This window comes from Microcoleus sp. LEGE 07076 (assembly GCF_015207455.1).
Lineage (GTDB): Bacteria > Cyanobacteriota > Cyanobacteriia > Cyanobacteriales > Microcoleaceae > Microcoleus.
In genome coordinates this window covers 1-13,375 of sequence record NZ_JADEWV010000163.1, presented here as the reverse complement: position 1 = coordinate 13,375, position 13,375 = coordinate 1, and the positions used below count along the sequence as shown (strand labels likewise).

Genomic DNA, 13,375 nt, shown 5'->3' with positions numbered 1-13,375 from the left:
CGTACTTAGCTGGAGCGTCTTTAGATGTATTTTCTGAATTTGTTTCAACCATAAATTACATTGGCTTTATGTTGTTGTTTGAAATATTTCCTATATTATTAAATGGTGTTTCTAAAGAAAATGTGAAGATCGGATTATTTTTGAAAAAAAGTTTTGGATATTTTAACATTCTTTTAAAATAAAATCAATAGTGCGATCGACTTACTTGACTGCACCAGCTCTTGCGCCACCTGCAGCGGTAAGCTGCTGCGATCTAGATTGTCTGTTATAGCAAATCCGGGTAACATACCCTGTTGATGATGCAACCGCTTTCGAGGCGAAAAGCGCGAAGAGATAAGTTAGAAGATAAAGCCGATAGCAAACTCGGATTTGATATTATACACTTCTGGTGTAAGTTGGGTCAAGCACGATTGATTGCTTTCTTGTTTTATTACTGCTTTCTCCAAAAAGAAGGTGTCGATCAAATTAAAAGATGAGTGAAGAGGATGCGCCAACTATTTGTACAAGTGCCTCAGGGCTCTGGAAAAACTGTTTTAGAGATAGCAAAAGCCTGTAAAGGCACGAATCTAGCAAAAATAGAAGCCACGGGAGTCGATCGATCGCTGGATTTGGTGCTGATCCACGTTTCTAATGGCGAGGTTGAAGAACTTCTCGGAAAACTCGAAGATTTGCCGGACTTAAGTGTTACTCTGCTGCCCACAGGTGTGATGTCACTGCATCCCCCAGCCGATGCCGCTCCGGAGCAAGTCACTAACGTTGAGGAACGCAGCCCGATCGAAATTTTTCTGTCCGGTTTGCAGAGTACAGGTTCTTGGAAAGGATTTCTCAGCTATGCCTTTTTCGCCGGAATCATTGTTTGGATTGGTTTATACACTAATACCAGCTACCTGCTAGTTGCCGCCATGTTGCTGGCTCCGTTTGCTGGGCCTGCCATGAATACCGCCTTGGCTACGGCAAGGGGCGATTTCAAACTCTTGGGGCGCAGCATTTTACGCTACTTTGCGGCCCTGAGCGTCACGATACTTACCACGGGATTACTGAGTTGGATTCTGCAACAGCAAAACCCCACCAGTTTGATGATTGATGGCAGCCAAATTTCTTCGGTATCGGTGCTGATTCCCCTTGCAGCAGGAGCCGCCGGAGCGCTATCGCTGGTTCAGTCCGATCGCAGCAGCTTGGTGTCGGGAGCCGCTACCGGAATGCTGGTATCGGCTTCGCTGGCTCCCCCTGCTGGCTTGATTGGCATGGGGGGAGCCATCGGCCGTTGGGATCTGGCAGTCAACGGCCTGTTTTTACTGCTGCTGCAACTCGGCGGTATTAATTTAGCTGCTGCGCTGATGTTTCGTCTGTTTGGGCTATCGACTCAAGGATCTCGCTACGCGCGGGGAAAACGCGGTGTGTTCCCGGCGGCGGTGGGGGTGAGCGCGATCGTACTCACCGGATTAATCATCTGGCAATTTTCCAATTCGCCTAACCTCCAGCGTTCTAGTCTCGCTCAACGGGCAAATTCTCAACTGCAGCAGGTTGTAAAGCAAAGCGATTTAGCTAAGCTGGTAGAATCCAACGTTCGCTTTACCAGAGCCGACAATCCGGGGGATGATATTTTGCTGTGTCAAGTCTACGTTCAGCGTCAACCCCGAGTCGCGCGATCGGCTCAACAAATTCGCACCGATCTCACCAAAGCCATCCAAACTCGTTTGTTGAAAGAAGATTTTAAGGCAACACCATTGGTAGATGTCACCGTGTTAGAAGCCCCTCGGATTTAGCCTTTCTCAAAAAGGTGAGAAATGAGTCGATTTGAGATTTTAGATTGAGGGAGTAATATCAAGTCCGGTGGATTGACAACGATAAGATTGGTTTGTAGTGCGGACTGAAGTCCGCACTACAAACCGATCGCATCTCGTTAAAAATACCAAAAAATCAACTACCATTCTCAGCCACCGGCAGAGTAAACCAAAAAATTGCCCCAGCACCGGGACTGCTAATTACCCCAATTTCCCCGCCGTGAGCGCCAATAATTTGCTTGCACAGATATAAACCTAAACCCAAACCGACCGAATGTCGGGATTGATGGCCCCTAACGTAAAGGTCAAACAGATGTTCGCACTGTTCCGGCAATATTCCCACCCCGTCATCTTCAACTGTACAGTAAATCATGCTATTTTGGGAATTTGTAATTGGGAATTTGGCATTGGGAATTTGTAATTTTTCTCTATTTTGTTTTGCTTTAATTGAATTTATCGTATTTTTGCCCCGATTAATTATTTGAGCGGAAACTGTCAAATTCAATCCGGGCAGATTGTGTTTCAAAGCATTAGAAATTAAATTAGAAAACACGCGCCACAACTGAGTTTTATCGGCTGTCGCGGCGGGCAAATCCTCCGAAACTAAATTTTTAAAAGTAGCTTGAGCCTCTTTCATTAAAGGCTCCAAATCAAGGGCGGCCGCTTCGACTACTGCCCTCAAATTAACGAGATCGCAGTGCAAAACCAAACCGCCCAATTCCCCGGCGTGAACTTCTAAAAGCGAATTTATCAACCGCAATTGCTGCTCGCTACCTTGTATCATCCGCTCCAAAACAGAACGGGGAATTGCGATCGAATCCCCGGTTTTTGTCTGCCAATTATTCAGCACCATTAACATTCCCGCTACCGGGTTTCGCAAGTCGTGAGAAAGAGCGTGAATAAACAGCCTCTGCGATTCTTGTGCCTGTTTTCGCTGGGTGATATCCTCAATTAAACCCTCATGATAAAGTACGGAGCCGGTGCTATCTCGTACCGCCCGCACTTTCTCGGAAATCCAGACAATACTGCCGTCACAGCGGTAAATTTTAGATTCAAAATCCGATACTGTGCCACTTTCCTCGATCGATCGCAAAAACTGATTTCTGCGATCGGGATCGACGTACAACTGCCGATCGATATCAGTAAATTTTGCCGTCACCTCTTCGGGAGACTTGCAGCCATAAATCCGCGCCAAAGCTGGATTTGCAGTAATATAGCGCCCGTCGGGAGTGCTTTGAAAGATTCCCTCGCCGGCATTCTCAAAAATGCTGCGGTACTTCGCCTCCGCCGCCTCCAATTGTTGGTAAGCAGATTCCAACTGGCGCTTGGTACTAAACTCTTTTCGTTGCAGACATTCGTACCAATAAACCGACAAATCGCAAATCAAACAAAACCAAAACAAATACAAGTAAAACCCGGTCAGCCTAAAAGCACTATACTTAGCAAAACTTAGATTTAAAACCAAATTTATCCCGATGTGGCAGCACAAAACGCCGAGTTGAGAAATTAGGTGGAGGCGCCAGCGGACTGGCATCAGCGTAGCTTGGATCAGAAACGCTAAACTCCAGGTAAAAATCGGTAATTCTCCGGCTCGCGCGACAGCTAGCCCAAGCTGTATCACGACCGTCAGCGACCACGAAAATCCCAAAAATAGCAAACCGGGATAGCGCTGTCCAAAGGATGTTTTTTGCAGCACAAAACAGCTCAACAAACCCATTTCTACAGCAGCGCTGGTGTACAAATAAACACTTTTAAACTCGTGGCGGACGAAGAGTGCTTCGCCCATAAAATAGACAGTTATTGTCAAGGCAAAAAAGATGGCAATTCCGACAGCAGGGCGCAGCCGGTCTCGGAGGAATCGATCGCGCCACTCTTCGTAAACTGTTAACGCATCAACTGATTTTTTCTGGGCAAAAAAACTCATACTCTTTTAGATGTTACATTTTAGGTTTTGGGATTGAGGGATTGTTAATTGATTGCTGCATATCTTGCTTGCTTGAGAGTTGCTGTACCAGTTTGATTGTACTTGAGTTGCATAAATCTTCTATATATTAAACGCAGATTTTAAGCGGATAAACACTGATGGACGCAGATTATTTGATAATTGAAGTCGCAATTTTAAACCCTAGTTAAAGTTTCCCAATTCATCGATCGATCAAATTTAAAATCTAAAATCTAAAATCAACTCGCAGCAGGTAGCGAAAACCAGAAAGTCGAGCCGCCTCCGGGAGTGCTTTCGACTCCGATTTCGCCGCCGTGAGCTTTGATAATTTGCTTGGAGATGTAAAGTCCCAAACCCAGCCCTGTTAATTGTCGGCTATTGGGGTCTTGAACGTAAAGTTCAAACAGAGATTCCCGCTGTTTGGCGCTGATTCCTACTCCATTATCTGTTACAGTACAGCGAACCATTTTTACGATAACTTCGGGCAATTTGTCGCCGGTATTGCCAATTTGACCCTGATACCGGGGGATTTGACAACTGCTGTGGGGGTGAATTTTGGTCAGGATTTCCTGATTTTTGGGGGCTGTGTCGCCCATTCCCAGACGATCGCCCGCAGCAGATATCCGATTAGGGATCAAGTCGGCGACAGGATTATGGTGGGATGTTAAAACCCGTGAATTATCTTCACAATTTAGCATTTTTTTAACTTCAACTACCTCGGCTTTCAAAGTGATATTAACTCCCGGATGATTGTGTTTTACCGCATTAGTCAGTAGATTTTCCAGCACCCGCTGTAAGTGTTTGCTATCGGCATTGACTTGCGGCAAATCCGCCGGTATTTCCTGAATCAAAGTTGCTTGATTTTTGGCTATAACTGGTGCTAAGCAGGCAACAATTTCTGAACATAAAGACAGCAATTCCAGCGGTTCAGGATTGAGAAAAATTCCTTTGACTTCGGTAGCGTGAGCGTCTAGCAGGGAATTAACCACAGTCAATTGGTGTTCGCTGGCCTGAACGATCCGCTGCAAAATAGATCGCGAAACCGGAACATCCTGTATAGACTCACAGGACGATTTGTTGAGCAAATTTTTCAGCAACATTAACATTCCCATAACTGGAGTGCGGAGATTGTGAGAAACTGCGTGCAAAAATAAATCTTTGAGGCGGTTGCTTTCTTGCAGTTCGTACATTTTTTGCTGTAGTTGGCGGGTGCGTTCCTCGACTTGAGATTCTAAGTTGGCATTGAGCTCTTTTACCTGCTGCAAAAGTTGGGCTGAAGAGAGGGCGATCGCGACTTGGGTAGCGAGTTTTTCTAACAAATCAATTTCAAATTCCTGCCACTGGCGCGGCCCGGAACACTGGTTGACTGCTAAAATTCCGAAGAATTCATCCCCGAGGACGATCGGCACATTTAATGTAGCCCGAATTTGATAGTCTCTGTATAATTGGGCAACTTGATCGCTAACTTGTACCGTAGCAGTATCGGAGACTGTTTGGACGCGGTTGCGAGCATAAAAAGTTTTCTGCTTTTGGAACTGATTCTCGTCATCAAGCACCAACCCCAAAATAGAACGGCATTGGGCACCGACAGACTCAGCCACAATTTTACCGTAAACCGGGCTGGGAAGATTTGTCCCCACAGCGTCGATAATACCGATGAAAGCGCGGTCTGCTTTGAAAAATTCCCGGACTTCGGCTACAGTAGTGTTGAGAATTTCTGGCAGATCGAGGGACTGGCGAATCCGCAGGGCCATTTCAGAGAGCAGCCGATCGCGCTCGGAGGATGTCCGCAAAGCAGCTTCGGCGCGGTGACGTTCGGTAACGTCTTGGACTGTGGCGGCTATGATGTTTGAGTGAATTGCTGACTGTTCGCAGACAGCGCGCACTCCGCCGTCAGGGAGCACAATTCGATAGTTAATGGAATAGGGTTTGCGCTCAAACATCGCTTGACATTGCGATCGCGCCACCAATTCTCGGTCTTCTGGATGTACGGCTTGCAAAAAAACTTCTGGTGTCGGTTTGACAGTTCCCGGAGCCAAGCCCAAGAGGCGATAAAGCTCGTCCGACCACCGCAGTTCAATATTGGATGATATATTGTTTTCTGCCGATTGTTCGCAACGATCGACCGACTTGATGGGGGTAAAATTTAAATCCCAATTTCCCAACTGAGCGATGCGCTGAGCGTTAGCTAAACTCGCTTCGCGATCGCGCAGCAGAGCGGCCGTGCGGCCGAGGAACTCCAGCGCTTGCTCGCGTTCTGCTACAGCAGCAGCCAACATCAGAGCCACAATGGCGATCGTACCCGTAAAAGCTTGTAAAAATAAAACCGCCTGTTGCAGATTTTCGCTTCTGACTAGAAACGGGCCGCCTCCCTGCACCGCTCCCAAAATCGCGATATAAGACACGATCGAATAAGCAAAAATCGCTCCCGGCTGACGAAATCGCAAAGCAGCCCAAACTATCAGAGGAAAAGGCAAATACTCCAGCGGATACAGAGCGCTCGCACTCTGTGTTTTTGAGCAAAAAACCAGCGAACTAACGCTCACCAACAAAGTCATCCAGAGCGCTAATTCTGAATAATTAACAATTAAAAAATGCAGATTATAACGGTTTTTTGTTTCCTGAAATATGCGAAAATACTTTGTAATTTGTAATTTGTAATTATTCGATTCAAAAAACGCTTTTAAATTTGTAAAAATTCGAGATTTTCGCTTTGACTTTACACCACTGTCCAGAAGAGGCAAGATGCCTGTTCCACAAGCAGAAAATTCATCTCTTGTGGAACAGGCATCTTGCCTGTTCCTAAACAAGTAATTGAAAATAATGAAACATCTCAGTTTTAGTGGAAATTTGCAACTATTAACGGCGTGGTTCAAAGTCAGCAGCACAGGTGTCACAATCAAAATTCCCATGCCGTCTCCTAGCCAAATTGTCCACCAATTCCGCAAGAAATTGCTCCACTGAACCCAACCCAAAATGCACGCGCACAGATTGCTGATGGTAGAACCCACCAAAGTAGACCCGATGACAGCTCCCGCTACTAAAGCCAGAACATCTCGCAATCGATCGAGCTTAGCAGAAAATCCGCTGCGACTGAGCAGGGCCTCTCCAGCCAGCGCTTGCACGGTGACGCTAAAGGTCGATGTGACAATGACAGCCGAAGGTATACCGCCGCTAGAGTTTAACAGCACCGAACCGAGGACAATTCCCGGCCACATCCGCCGCCCTTGCAGCAGCATTGCCGCTAGGGCAATACCGGCGGGTGGCCACACGGGGGAGGCTTCGGCTTTCACCAGTCCCAGTATCGACACTGCGAGTTTTCCGGTAACAAAGTAGGCCAGGGCCAGGATGCCGACGTGCAGAAGCGGACGAGTGCGGTGGTTGAGCAGTTTCATGTTTGGGCGCGATCGAATCCTCCACGGCTAGTTTTTAATTTAGACCGATCGGGGGCGATCGAACTTCCTCCTGACGACTCACCTGACTGGGGGAGAGTGGGAAAGTGGGGAAGAAAGCATTTTTATAAAAATCCCCTGAAAACCCTGCGACTTTAGTCTAGAGATGAAACGGTCTAAAATACTAAAGTATCCCACTTATATATTTACCAAATATAGTAAAATTAGTCAAGGGATGTGGCACAAAATGTATGCAGTACAAAATGATAGATAACATTTAACCGAAGTCGAAAAAACCATTATATATCTAATTATTAGATCATCAAACAACCTGTTAAAACTCGCGACTTACGAAAATCTGCAGCGGTAGTTTAAAAACAAAAGTCCGGTTAAATATCCAGAAATTTATAAATTTTATTAACGTAACTTGACAGAGTAGCTCAATTCGCTAGACGATCGTACTAACGCCGCTCCGGTTGTTGTTGCGGGCGAGCGATTTGTCTGGAAAGGGCGATCGGCTTTTGTAACAATCTTTCAAAGTACCGTAAAATTTAAACTTTCTGCTTAACAAACCTTGAGACATGAAAACAAATGCACAACTATCCTGCTATTTTGAAGCGAGTAGGAATTGTATCGATCGCAATTGGAATTTTCGATCTCGCATATTTTATCCATTACACATCACAAGATATCAGCTCTTCATCCAACTGGAGACAGAGCTATTCGTCGCACGGCTTATTATTGGTAGCGGCGGGTGTATTTCTGCTGCGGGGCAGCCTGCGTGCCGTTCCCACCATCACATGGTTCGCCGCCTTCGGAATATCTAACTTGGTTAGCAGCATATTTACAATGCTTCTATTTTTCAAGCCAGCAGAACTCTGGGCCATTGAATTTCGCCTCGATCCAGTCGGTTTTTCTCGATCGTTTCTAGTTAAAATTATCTCGATCGGCCTTCTCTACTGGATCTACAAACAACTGCGCGCTGCACCTGTACTCTCAGCAAGCCTTAAATCCGGTCATTCGACCTCCACCCCCAAATTTGCATTCATCCTTGGGATAGCCAGCGCAGTATTACTTACTGGCATCATGCACTTCACCCAAAATAGCGCGGCTGGAGCTAAAGCAGTCGAGTTAGCCCGTTCGCAATACGGAAACAACTACAAGTATTACCTCACAGCCATTAGCTGGACGAACGGGAATGTAAAGGCCTGGCTCACCGCATACAACCAACACGAGATCAAACCCGTTCAAGTAGAATGGAAGTAGTAATTGATTTGGCGAAATTCCCAGATCCTGCTCCGACTGTACCGTTCGCTCCCTGGCGCGAGCAAACCGTGCCAACCCTACAAACTGTTGCGCCAGAAAGATTGTGTGTGGCGGTGATTGAGAGGGAGAGAGGGAAAGGGTTTCATGAGTTTCAGCGCACAAATGCTCGAAAAGCTGGGACGGATCGGAGCCAGTAATTCCCTGGCGCTCTAAAAATCGAACTATTTAAAGCTAATTCAATTAATTTAAAATTCTCGAAAAATCATTAATAACCAAGATTTACGAGCGAACTGGAAATGAATTATTGCGATTGAATTTTAAAGTTAATAATATCATAAAGCTTTGAATTTTACAGTTTTAATTTTTCAGGATTGAGGGTTCACTCCCCAAAATCTCACCTCACCGCCTGACAAATTGGGCAACTTCGCAAAACAAGAGCGGTGACACAGACGCAACCGCTGGTACTCGATCGCCCCGGCTGTGCGATCCCCCGGTCAAAGTCCCTACTTTAATTTAACACGCTTCTCCAACTCGGTAGTGCCTGAGTAATGTATGATTGTAACCAAACCTTAATCCACAAAAATTTCCGTGTTAGAAGCCTTCGTATTTGCCACAATATTGTGCGGATTTTTTGGTATCATCCTTAAAAAGAACCTGGTAATGAAGATCGTCTCTATGGACGTGATGAGCACTGGTGTAATTGCCTATTATGTGGTCATTGCATCCCTCAATGGTTTGTTCACGCCAATTGTGGGAGAAGTCAAAAATACAGCTTACGCCGATCCAGTCCCCCAGGGAATCATCTTAACGGCGATCGTCATCGGCTTTTCGATTCAAGCCCTGATGCTGGTAGGTGTGATGAAGCTAGCACGAGACAATCCCACATTGGAAACCAACGAAATTGAAAAAAATAACACGCCGTAATACTCATCAATGAATATCCTGACGATCGTTTGGCTGATACTACCATCTTTTATTGGGTTCGTCATTTATCTACTTCCCAAGCTTGACAAATATCTCGCTTTAGGCGTTACCTTTGTTTCGGCAGGCTACGCGCTGCTGCTATTTCGAGAAAGTTCACCCTTAACACTAAAATTACTAGATAATTTCGGCGTAGAATTAGTCGCCGACAATTTAAGCGCCTACTTTATCTTGACAAATGCTCTCGTAACTGCTGCGGTAATTTTCTACTGTTGGCACAGCGGTAAAACAGCTTTCTTTTACTCGATGATGATTATTTTGCACGGCAGTATAAATGCTCCCTTTGTCTGTGCAGATTTTGTCAGTTTATATGTCGCCTTAGAAGTCAGCGGGATTGCTGCTTTTCTGTTAATTGCCTATCCTCGCACCGATCGCTCGCTGTGGGTAGCTTTGCGCTATTTATTTATCAGCAACACCGCCATGCTATTTTATCTGGTGGGCGCTGCGTTAGTCTATCAAACTCATAATTCCTTTGGTTTTGAGGGTTTAAAGGGTTCGCCGCCAGAAGCTTTAGCCCTGATTTTTATAGGATTGTTGATTAAAGGGGGGATTTTTGTCTCGGGATTGTGGCTACCGCTAACTCACTCAGAATCAGAAACTCCAGTCTCAGCATTGCTATCAGGCATTGTCATCAAAGCTAGTATTTTACCGCTGCTGCGCTGTGCTTTGATTTCCGATGATATTAATCAGATAGTCAGGATTTTTGGCGTAGCGACGGCTTTCATGGGAATTTGCTATGCCATTTTTGAAAAAGATACAAAACGTATCCTGGCATCGAGCACTATTTCCCAATTAGGGTTTATATTGGCAGCACCGGCAGCGGGGGGGTTTTATGCACTGACACATGGGTTGGCTAAATCGATAATGTTCTTGACAGCAGGTTCATTACCAAGTCGAAATATCAAAGAACTGCAATCTAAGCCGATGGATCCTAAAATTTGGATTGTCCTAGTTATCGCCAGCCTGTCGATTTCGGGTTTTCCCTTGTTGGCAGGATTTGGGGCCAAAGCCCTAACGCTCAAAAATTTAGCACCTTGGCAGGTAATCCCGATGAATATTGCGGCTGTTGGTACAGCAATAGTGTACGCCAGATTCATCTTTCTGCCCCGCAAAGAACCACAACAAATCAAAATCGGCTTTTGGGCAGCAGTCATACTTTTAATTAGCGGGCTAATTATCGCAAATGCGGTGTACTTAGATGCTTACACGATTGAGAACACAATCAAAGCACTGGGGGCGATCGGTATTGGTTGGCTGATTTATGCTTTAATCATTAAACGGTTAGCAATCACTCTGCCGCGGGTAGCCGAGCAGTTCGATCATCTGATCGGTGTCATGACTCTAAGTTTGATCGTACTCTTTTGGATGGCATTAGCATGATTGGATCTTTAATATTACGATTGACGATTTGGTTTTTGCTAACTTCCGATCTGAGTCTAGTAAATATCATCATCGGTGTGCTCATTGCATTTATCCTACCTCGCGGCTATACATCCCCGGAAAGGTTTAAGGATTGGCTGAGGATGATCAAAAAAATCCTGATAGCAATTCCGGTAGCATATATTGAAGCGTTTGAAATAATTATCCGTCCCCACAACGACGAAGACATCATTCTGGAACGGGTAAAACTCAAAAGGTCGCCGATCATGATATTTCTGGATGTATTTGTGATCACATTTACCCCAAAGACAATTGTTGTTAGACACAACCACGCAGGCAGCTATGAAGTTCACAGGGTTCTGCCGAGGAAAAAGCCATGAACTTGCTCCTAATTGCTATGATTGCAGCTATGCTTATCCCCATGTACGAGGCATGGAAGGATGATAATATTTGGCAGAAAATGCTGGCTTTGGGCAGTATTTCCACAAAGGCAGGAATTATGACTTTGTTCATATCTGTGTTGCGCGACGATTTGATGATTGGTGTGGTGGGGGCGATTATCCTCACTGTAGGAAATGCGGGATTAATGCTGCTGGCACATATAATCAAACGGCTGGACGACCTATGATCGATATTTTGAGTTATGTCTTGATGGTTGTAGGAGTATTCTTCTGGTTCTGGGGAACTTCTCACTTACTGGGCAAGCGATCGGTATTATTTAAGTTACACAGTCTTTCAGTTGCCGATACCTTGGGTTCGATGCTGCTTCTGGTAGCGCTGCTACTACAAATACCCGATGAATGGCCCTTGCTAATTTTGGCAATTATTTCCTTAGCAATCTGGAATACAATGCTGGGGTATGTTTTTGCACACTGTTCCAGTGACGAGGCAGAAAATCAGACAGAATTTCCACCGGAGACATTATGAATGATGATAGCTATATTTATATCTTAACTGCACTGTTGCCCTTGGCTGCTTGTATGGTGGTAGTTCAGGTGAATCCCTATCACGCCCTAGTCATTCGCGGCATATTAGGTGCGATCGCAGCATTGATCTATTCAGTGTTTGGCGCGGCGGATGTGGCTTTGACAGAAGCCTTGATGGGTACGATGTTGGCAATAACACTTTATGCGGTGGCGGTGCGATCGTCCTTAGTGATGCGTTTGGGCGTGTTGGAAGAGGAGAAAGTCGAGTCGGATGGCGATGTTTTGAAGGTAGAGTTGACTGTAGAGAGTCCCCGCGATTTTAACTCGTTGATGAAGGATTTTCGGCGGATCTTTAGCAAGTATTATCTCCGCATTGAGGTAGTACCTTTCACCAGTCTGGAAGGTTTACATCGCGCCCTGATCGAGAAAGAAATTCATGCAAGTTGTGTGCCTGTGGTAGATAGTGATGCAGCAGGTGATGCCGAAACCAAACATTATAAAACTGTGACTAGAATTCAACGGCTTTATGACATCATGCAAGCCGAAATTTCCTCAGTAAATACCAGTCTGACTTACAAAAATGCTACGGATTTAGCGGAGGATTATCAATGAAATGGGTTTACGTTGCGGCGGGGATATTGCTTTACATCAAAATGCTGTTTTTTGCAAATCCAACGTCAGGTTTATCAGGTGCGGCAATAGTAGAATTGCTTGTCAAAGATAGCGGGATTCCGAATGCAGTATCGGCGATAATTTTCCGAAATCGGCTGTATGACACGATTTTTGAAGTGGTGGTATTTACGATCGCCATTATGGGAGCTAAATTTCTGTTGGCGACAGAAAGCCCGTCCTGCACAATTTATCAGTTTACCGACCAACCATCTATTATTTTATCTCGTTTAGGAGCGACTATTTCGGCTTTAGTGAGTATTGAACTGTCACTGCGGGGGCATTTGAGTCCCGGTGGCGGTTTTGCAGCGGGTGTAGCTGGGGGAACTGCGATCGGCTTGGTGGCAATTACTTCATCATCCGAGTGGATGCAGCGGATTTATGAACGGTGGCACGCGGCGACGTGGGAAAAGATTTCGGTGCTAGTTTTTATTGTGCTGTCAGCGATCCTGTTGTGCGGGTTCGAGTTGCCGCATGGACAGTTTGGGGCATTAGTTAGCGGTGGAGTGCTTCCTTTGCTAAACATTTTGGTGGCTTTAAAAGTGGCCTTGGGCTCGTGGGCAGTGTTATTAATTTTTATTCACTATCGCGGCTTGTTGTGATGAATTCTAGGACTCTGAATTGAGAAAAATAACACGCCGTAACACGCATCTATGAATATCCTGACGATCGTTTGGCTGACACTACCATTTTTTATCGGGTTCGTCATTTCTCTGATTCCGAAGCTTGACAAATATCTCGCTTTGGGCGTTACCTTTGTTTCGGCAGGCTACGCGCTGCTGCTATTTCGAGAAAGTTCACCCTTAACACTAAAATTACTAGATAATTTTGGCGTAGAATTAGTCGCCGACAATTTAAGCGCCTACTTTATCTTGACAAATGCTCTCGTAACTGCTGCGGTGATTTTATACTGTTGGCACAGCGGTAAAACAGCTTTCTTTTACTCGATGATGATTATTTTGCACGGCAGTATAAATGCTCCCTTTGTCTGTGCAGATTTTGTCAGTTTATATGTCGCCTTAGAAGTCAGCGGGA

15 protein-coding genes and 1 pseudogene are annotated in these 13,375 nt (G+C 45.4%); 13 read left to right on the top strand and 3 right to left on the bottom strand.

What is annotated here, in order from left to right; genetic code table 11:
* A partial coding sequence (locus IQ270_RS31310; protein WP_228056592.1) for a hypothetical protein occupies positions 1-182 on the top strand: 182 nt, incomplete at its 5' end.
* Positions 183-485: 303 nt separating this feature from the next.
* Complete coding sequence (locus tag IQ270_RS22245) at positions 486-1,766, top strand: DUF389 domain-containing protein (protein ID WP_193975380.1); 1,281 nt, start codon at positions 486-488, stop codon at positions 1,764-1,766.
* A 154-nt stretch (positions 1,767-1,920) separates the two neighbouring features.
* Here IQ270_RS22245 and IQ270_RS22240 read toward each other — a convergent pair whose 3' ends face one another.
* Together IQ270_RS22240 and IQ270_RS22235 are read right to left on the bottom strand one after the other, a co-directional pair.
* A complete protein-coding gene (locus IQ270_RS22240) occupies positions 1,921-3,708 on the bottom strand; it encodes a PAS domain-containing sensor histidine kinase (RefSeq protein WP_193975379.1) in 1,788 nt (595 codons plus the stop codon).
* 257 nt (positions 3,709-3,965) lie between these two features.
* Positions 3,966-7,121, bottom strand: a complete 3,156-nt coding sequence (locus IQ270_RS22235) for an MASE1 domain-containing protein (protein WP_193975378.1) — start codon at positions 7,119-7,121, stop codon at positions 3,966-3,968.
* Here IQ270_RS22235 and IQ270_RS22230 point away from each other — a divergent pair.
* On the top strand, positions 7,104-7,277 hold the full coding sequence (locus IQ270_RS22230) for a hypothetical protein (protein ID WP_193975377.1): 174 nt from the start codon (positions 7,104-7,106) through the stop codon (positions 7,275-7,277). The two genes, IQ270_RS22235 and IQ270_RS22230, sit on opposite strands and share 18 nt — an antisense overlap.
* A 289-nt stretch (positions 7,278-7,566) precedes the next feature.
* On the opposite strand, the gene IQ270_RS31990 is transcribed toward IQ270_RS22230, so the two are convergent.
* Positions 7,567-7,701: a hypothetical protein gene (locus IQ270_RS31990; protein ID WP_255532471.1), complete on the bottom strand. Its 135-nt coding sequence runs from the start codon at positions 7,699-7,701 to the stop codon at positions 7,567-7,569.
* A gap of 8 nt (positions 7,702-7,709) precedes the next feature.
* On the opposite strand from IQ270_RS31990, the gene IQ270_RS22225 reads away from it, so the two are divergent.
* From IQ270_RS22225 to IQ270_RS22180, 10 genes and pseudogenes are all read left to right on the top strand, one after another.
* Positions 7,710-8,384 carry a hypothetical protein gene (locus IQ270_RS22225; RefSeq protein WP_193975376.1) on the top strand — a complete coding sequence of 225 codons (675 nt, stop codon included), beginning with the start codon at positions 7,710-7,712 and terminating at the stop codon, positions 8,382-8,384.
* The gene (locus tag IQ270_RS22220) at positions 8,375-8,581 is read left to right on the top strand and encodes a hypothetical protein (protein ID WP_193975375.1); all 207 of its coding nucleotides are present in this window, start codon (positions 8,375-8,377) and stop codon (positions 8,579-8,581) included. Before IQ270_RS22225 ends, IQ270_RS22220 begins: the two co-directional genes overlap by 10 nt.
* Before the next feature lie 391 nt (positions 8,582-8,972).
* The gene (locus IQ270_RS22215) at positions 8,973-9,308 is read left to right on the top strand and encodes a cation:proton antiporter subunit C (RefSeq protein ID WP_193975374.1); all 336 of its coding nucleotides are present in this window, start codon (positions 8,973-8,975) and stop codon (positions 9,306-9,308) included.
* A 9-nt stretch (positions 9,309-9,317) separates the two neighbouring features.
* Positions 9,318-10,745, top strand: coding sequence for a cation:proton antiporter (locus IQ270_RS22210; RefSeq protein WP_193975373.1), 1,428 nt, complete (start codon positions 9,318-9,320; stop codon positions 10,743-10,745).
* On the top strand, positions 10,742-11,125 hold the full coding sequence (locus IQ270_RS22205) for a Na+/H+ antiporter subunit E (RefSeq protein ID WP_193975372.1): 384 nt from the start codon (positions 10,742-10,744) through the stop codon (positions 11,123-11,125). The genes IQ270_RS22210 and IQ270_RS22205 overlap by 4 nt, the downstream gene beginning before the upstream one ends.
* A complete protein-coding gene (locus tag IQ270_RS22200; RefSeq protein WP_193975371.1) occupies positions 11,122-11,373 on the top strand; it encodes a hypothetical protein in 252 nt (83 codons plus the stop codon). Before IQ270_RS22205 ends, IQ270_RS22200 begins: the two co-directional genes overlap by 4 nt.
* The gene (locus tag IQ270_RS22195) at positions 11,370-11,672 is read left to right on the top strand and encodes a monovalent cation/H(+) antiporter subunit G (RefSeq protein WP_193975370.1); all 303 of its coding nucleotides are present in this window, start codon (positions 11,370-11,372) and stop codon (positions 11,670-11,672) included. Before IQ270_RS22200 ends, IQ270_RS22195 begins: the two co-directional genes overlap by 4 nt.
* The gene (locus tag IQ270_RS22190) at positions 11,669-12,283 is read left to right on the top strand and encodes a DUF4040 domain-containing protein (RefSeq protein WP_193975369.1); all 615 of its coding nucleotides are present in this window, start codon (positions 11,669-11,671) and stop codon (positions 12,281-12,283) included. Before IQ270_RS22195 ends, IQ270_RS22190 begins: the two co-directional genes overlap by 4 nt.
* Entirely contained in the window at positions 12,280-12,942 is a 663-nt protein-coding gene (locus IQ270_RS22185) for a Na(+)/H(+) antiporter subunit B (protein WP_193975368.1), read from the top strand. Before IQ270_RS22190 ends, IQ270_RS22185 begins: the two co-directional genes overlap by 4 nt.
* Before the next feature lie 51 nt (positions 12,943-12,993).
* Positions 12,994-13,375, top strand: a pseudogene (locus tag IQ270_RS22180) (cation:proton antiporter); the annotation flags it as partial.

Bases quoted from the DNA above. Each gene is read 5' to 3' on its own strand.
- IQ270_RS22245 (WP_193975380.1), top strand. From the start codon at position 486: ATGCGCCAACTATTTGTACAAGTGCCTCAGGGCTCTGGAAAAACTGTT.
- IQ270_RS22240 (WP_193975379.1), bottom strand. From the start codon at position 3,708: ATGAGTTTTTTTGCCCAGAAAAAATCAGTTGATGCGTTAACAGTTTAC.
- IQ270_RS22235 (WP_193975378.1), bottom strand. From the start codon at position 7,121: ATGAAACTGCTCAACCACCGCACTCGTCCGCTTCTGCACGTCGGCATC.
- IQ270_RS31990 (WP_255532471.1), bottom strand. From the start codon at position 7,701: ATGTCTCAAGGTTTGTTAAGCAGAAAGTTTAAATTTTACGGTACTTTG.
- IQ270_RS22225 (WP_193975376.1), top strand. From the start codon at position 7,710: ATGCACAACTATCCTGCTATTTTGAAGCGAGTAGGAATTGTATCGATC.
- IQ270_RS22220 (WP_193975375.1), top strand. From the start codon at position 8,375: ATGGAAGTAGTAATTGATTTGGCGAAATTCCCAGATCCTGCTCCGACT.
- IQ270_RS22210 (WP_193975373.1), top strand. From the start codon at position 9,318: ATGAATATCCTGACGATCGTTTGGCTGATACTACCATCTTTTATTGGG.
- IQ270_RS22205 (WP_193975372.1), top strand. From the start codon at position 10,742: ATGATTGGATCTTTAATATTACGATTGACGATTTGGTTTTTGCTAACT.
- IQ270_RS22200 (WP_193975371.1), top strand. From the start codon at position 11,122: ATGAACTTGCTCCTAATTGCTATGATTGCAGCTATGCTTATCCCCATG.
- IQ270_RS22195 (WP_193975370.1), top strand. From the start codon at position 11,370: ATGATCGATATTTTGAGTTATGTCTTGATGGTTGTAGGAGTATTCTTC.
- IQ270_RS22190 (WP_193975369.1), top strand. From the start codon at position 11,669: ATGAATGATGATAGCTATATTTATATCTTAACTGCACTGTTGCCCTTG.
- IQ270_RS22185 (WP_193975368.1), top strand. From the start codon at position 12,280: ATGAAATGGGTTTACGTTGCGGCGGGGATATTGCTTTACATCAAAATG.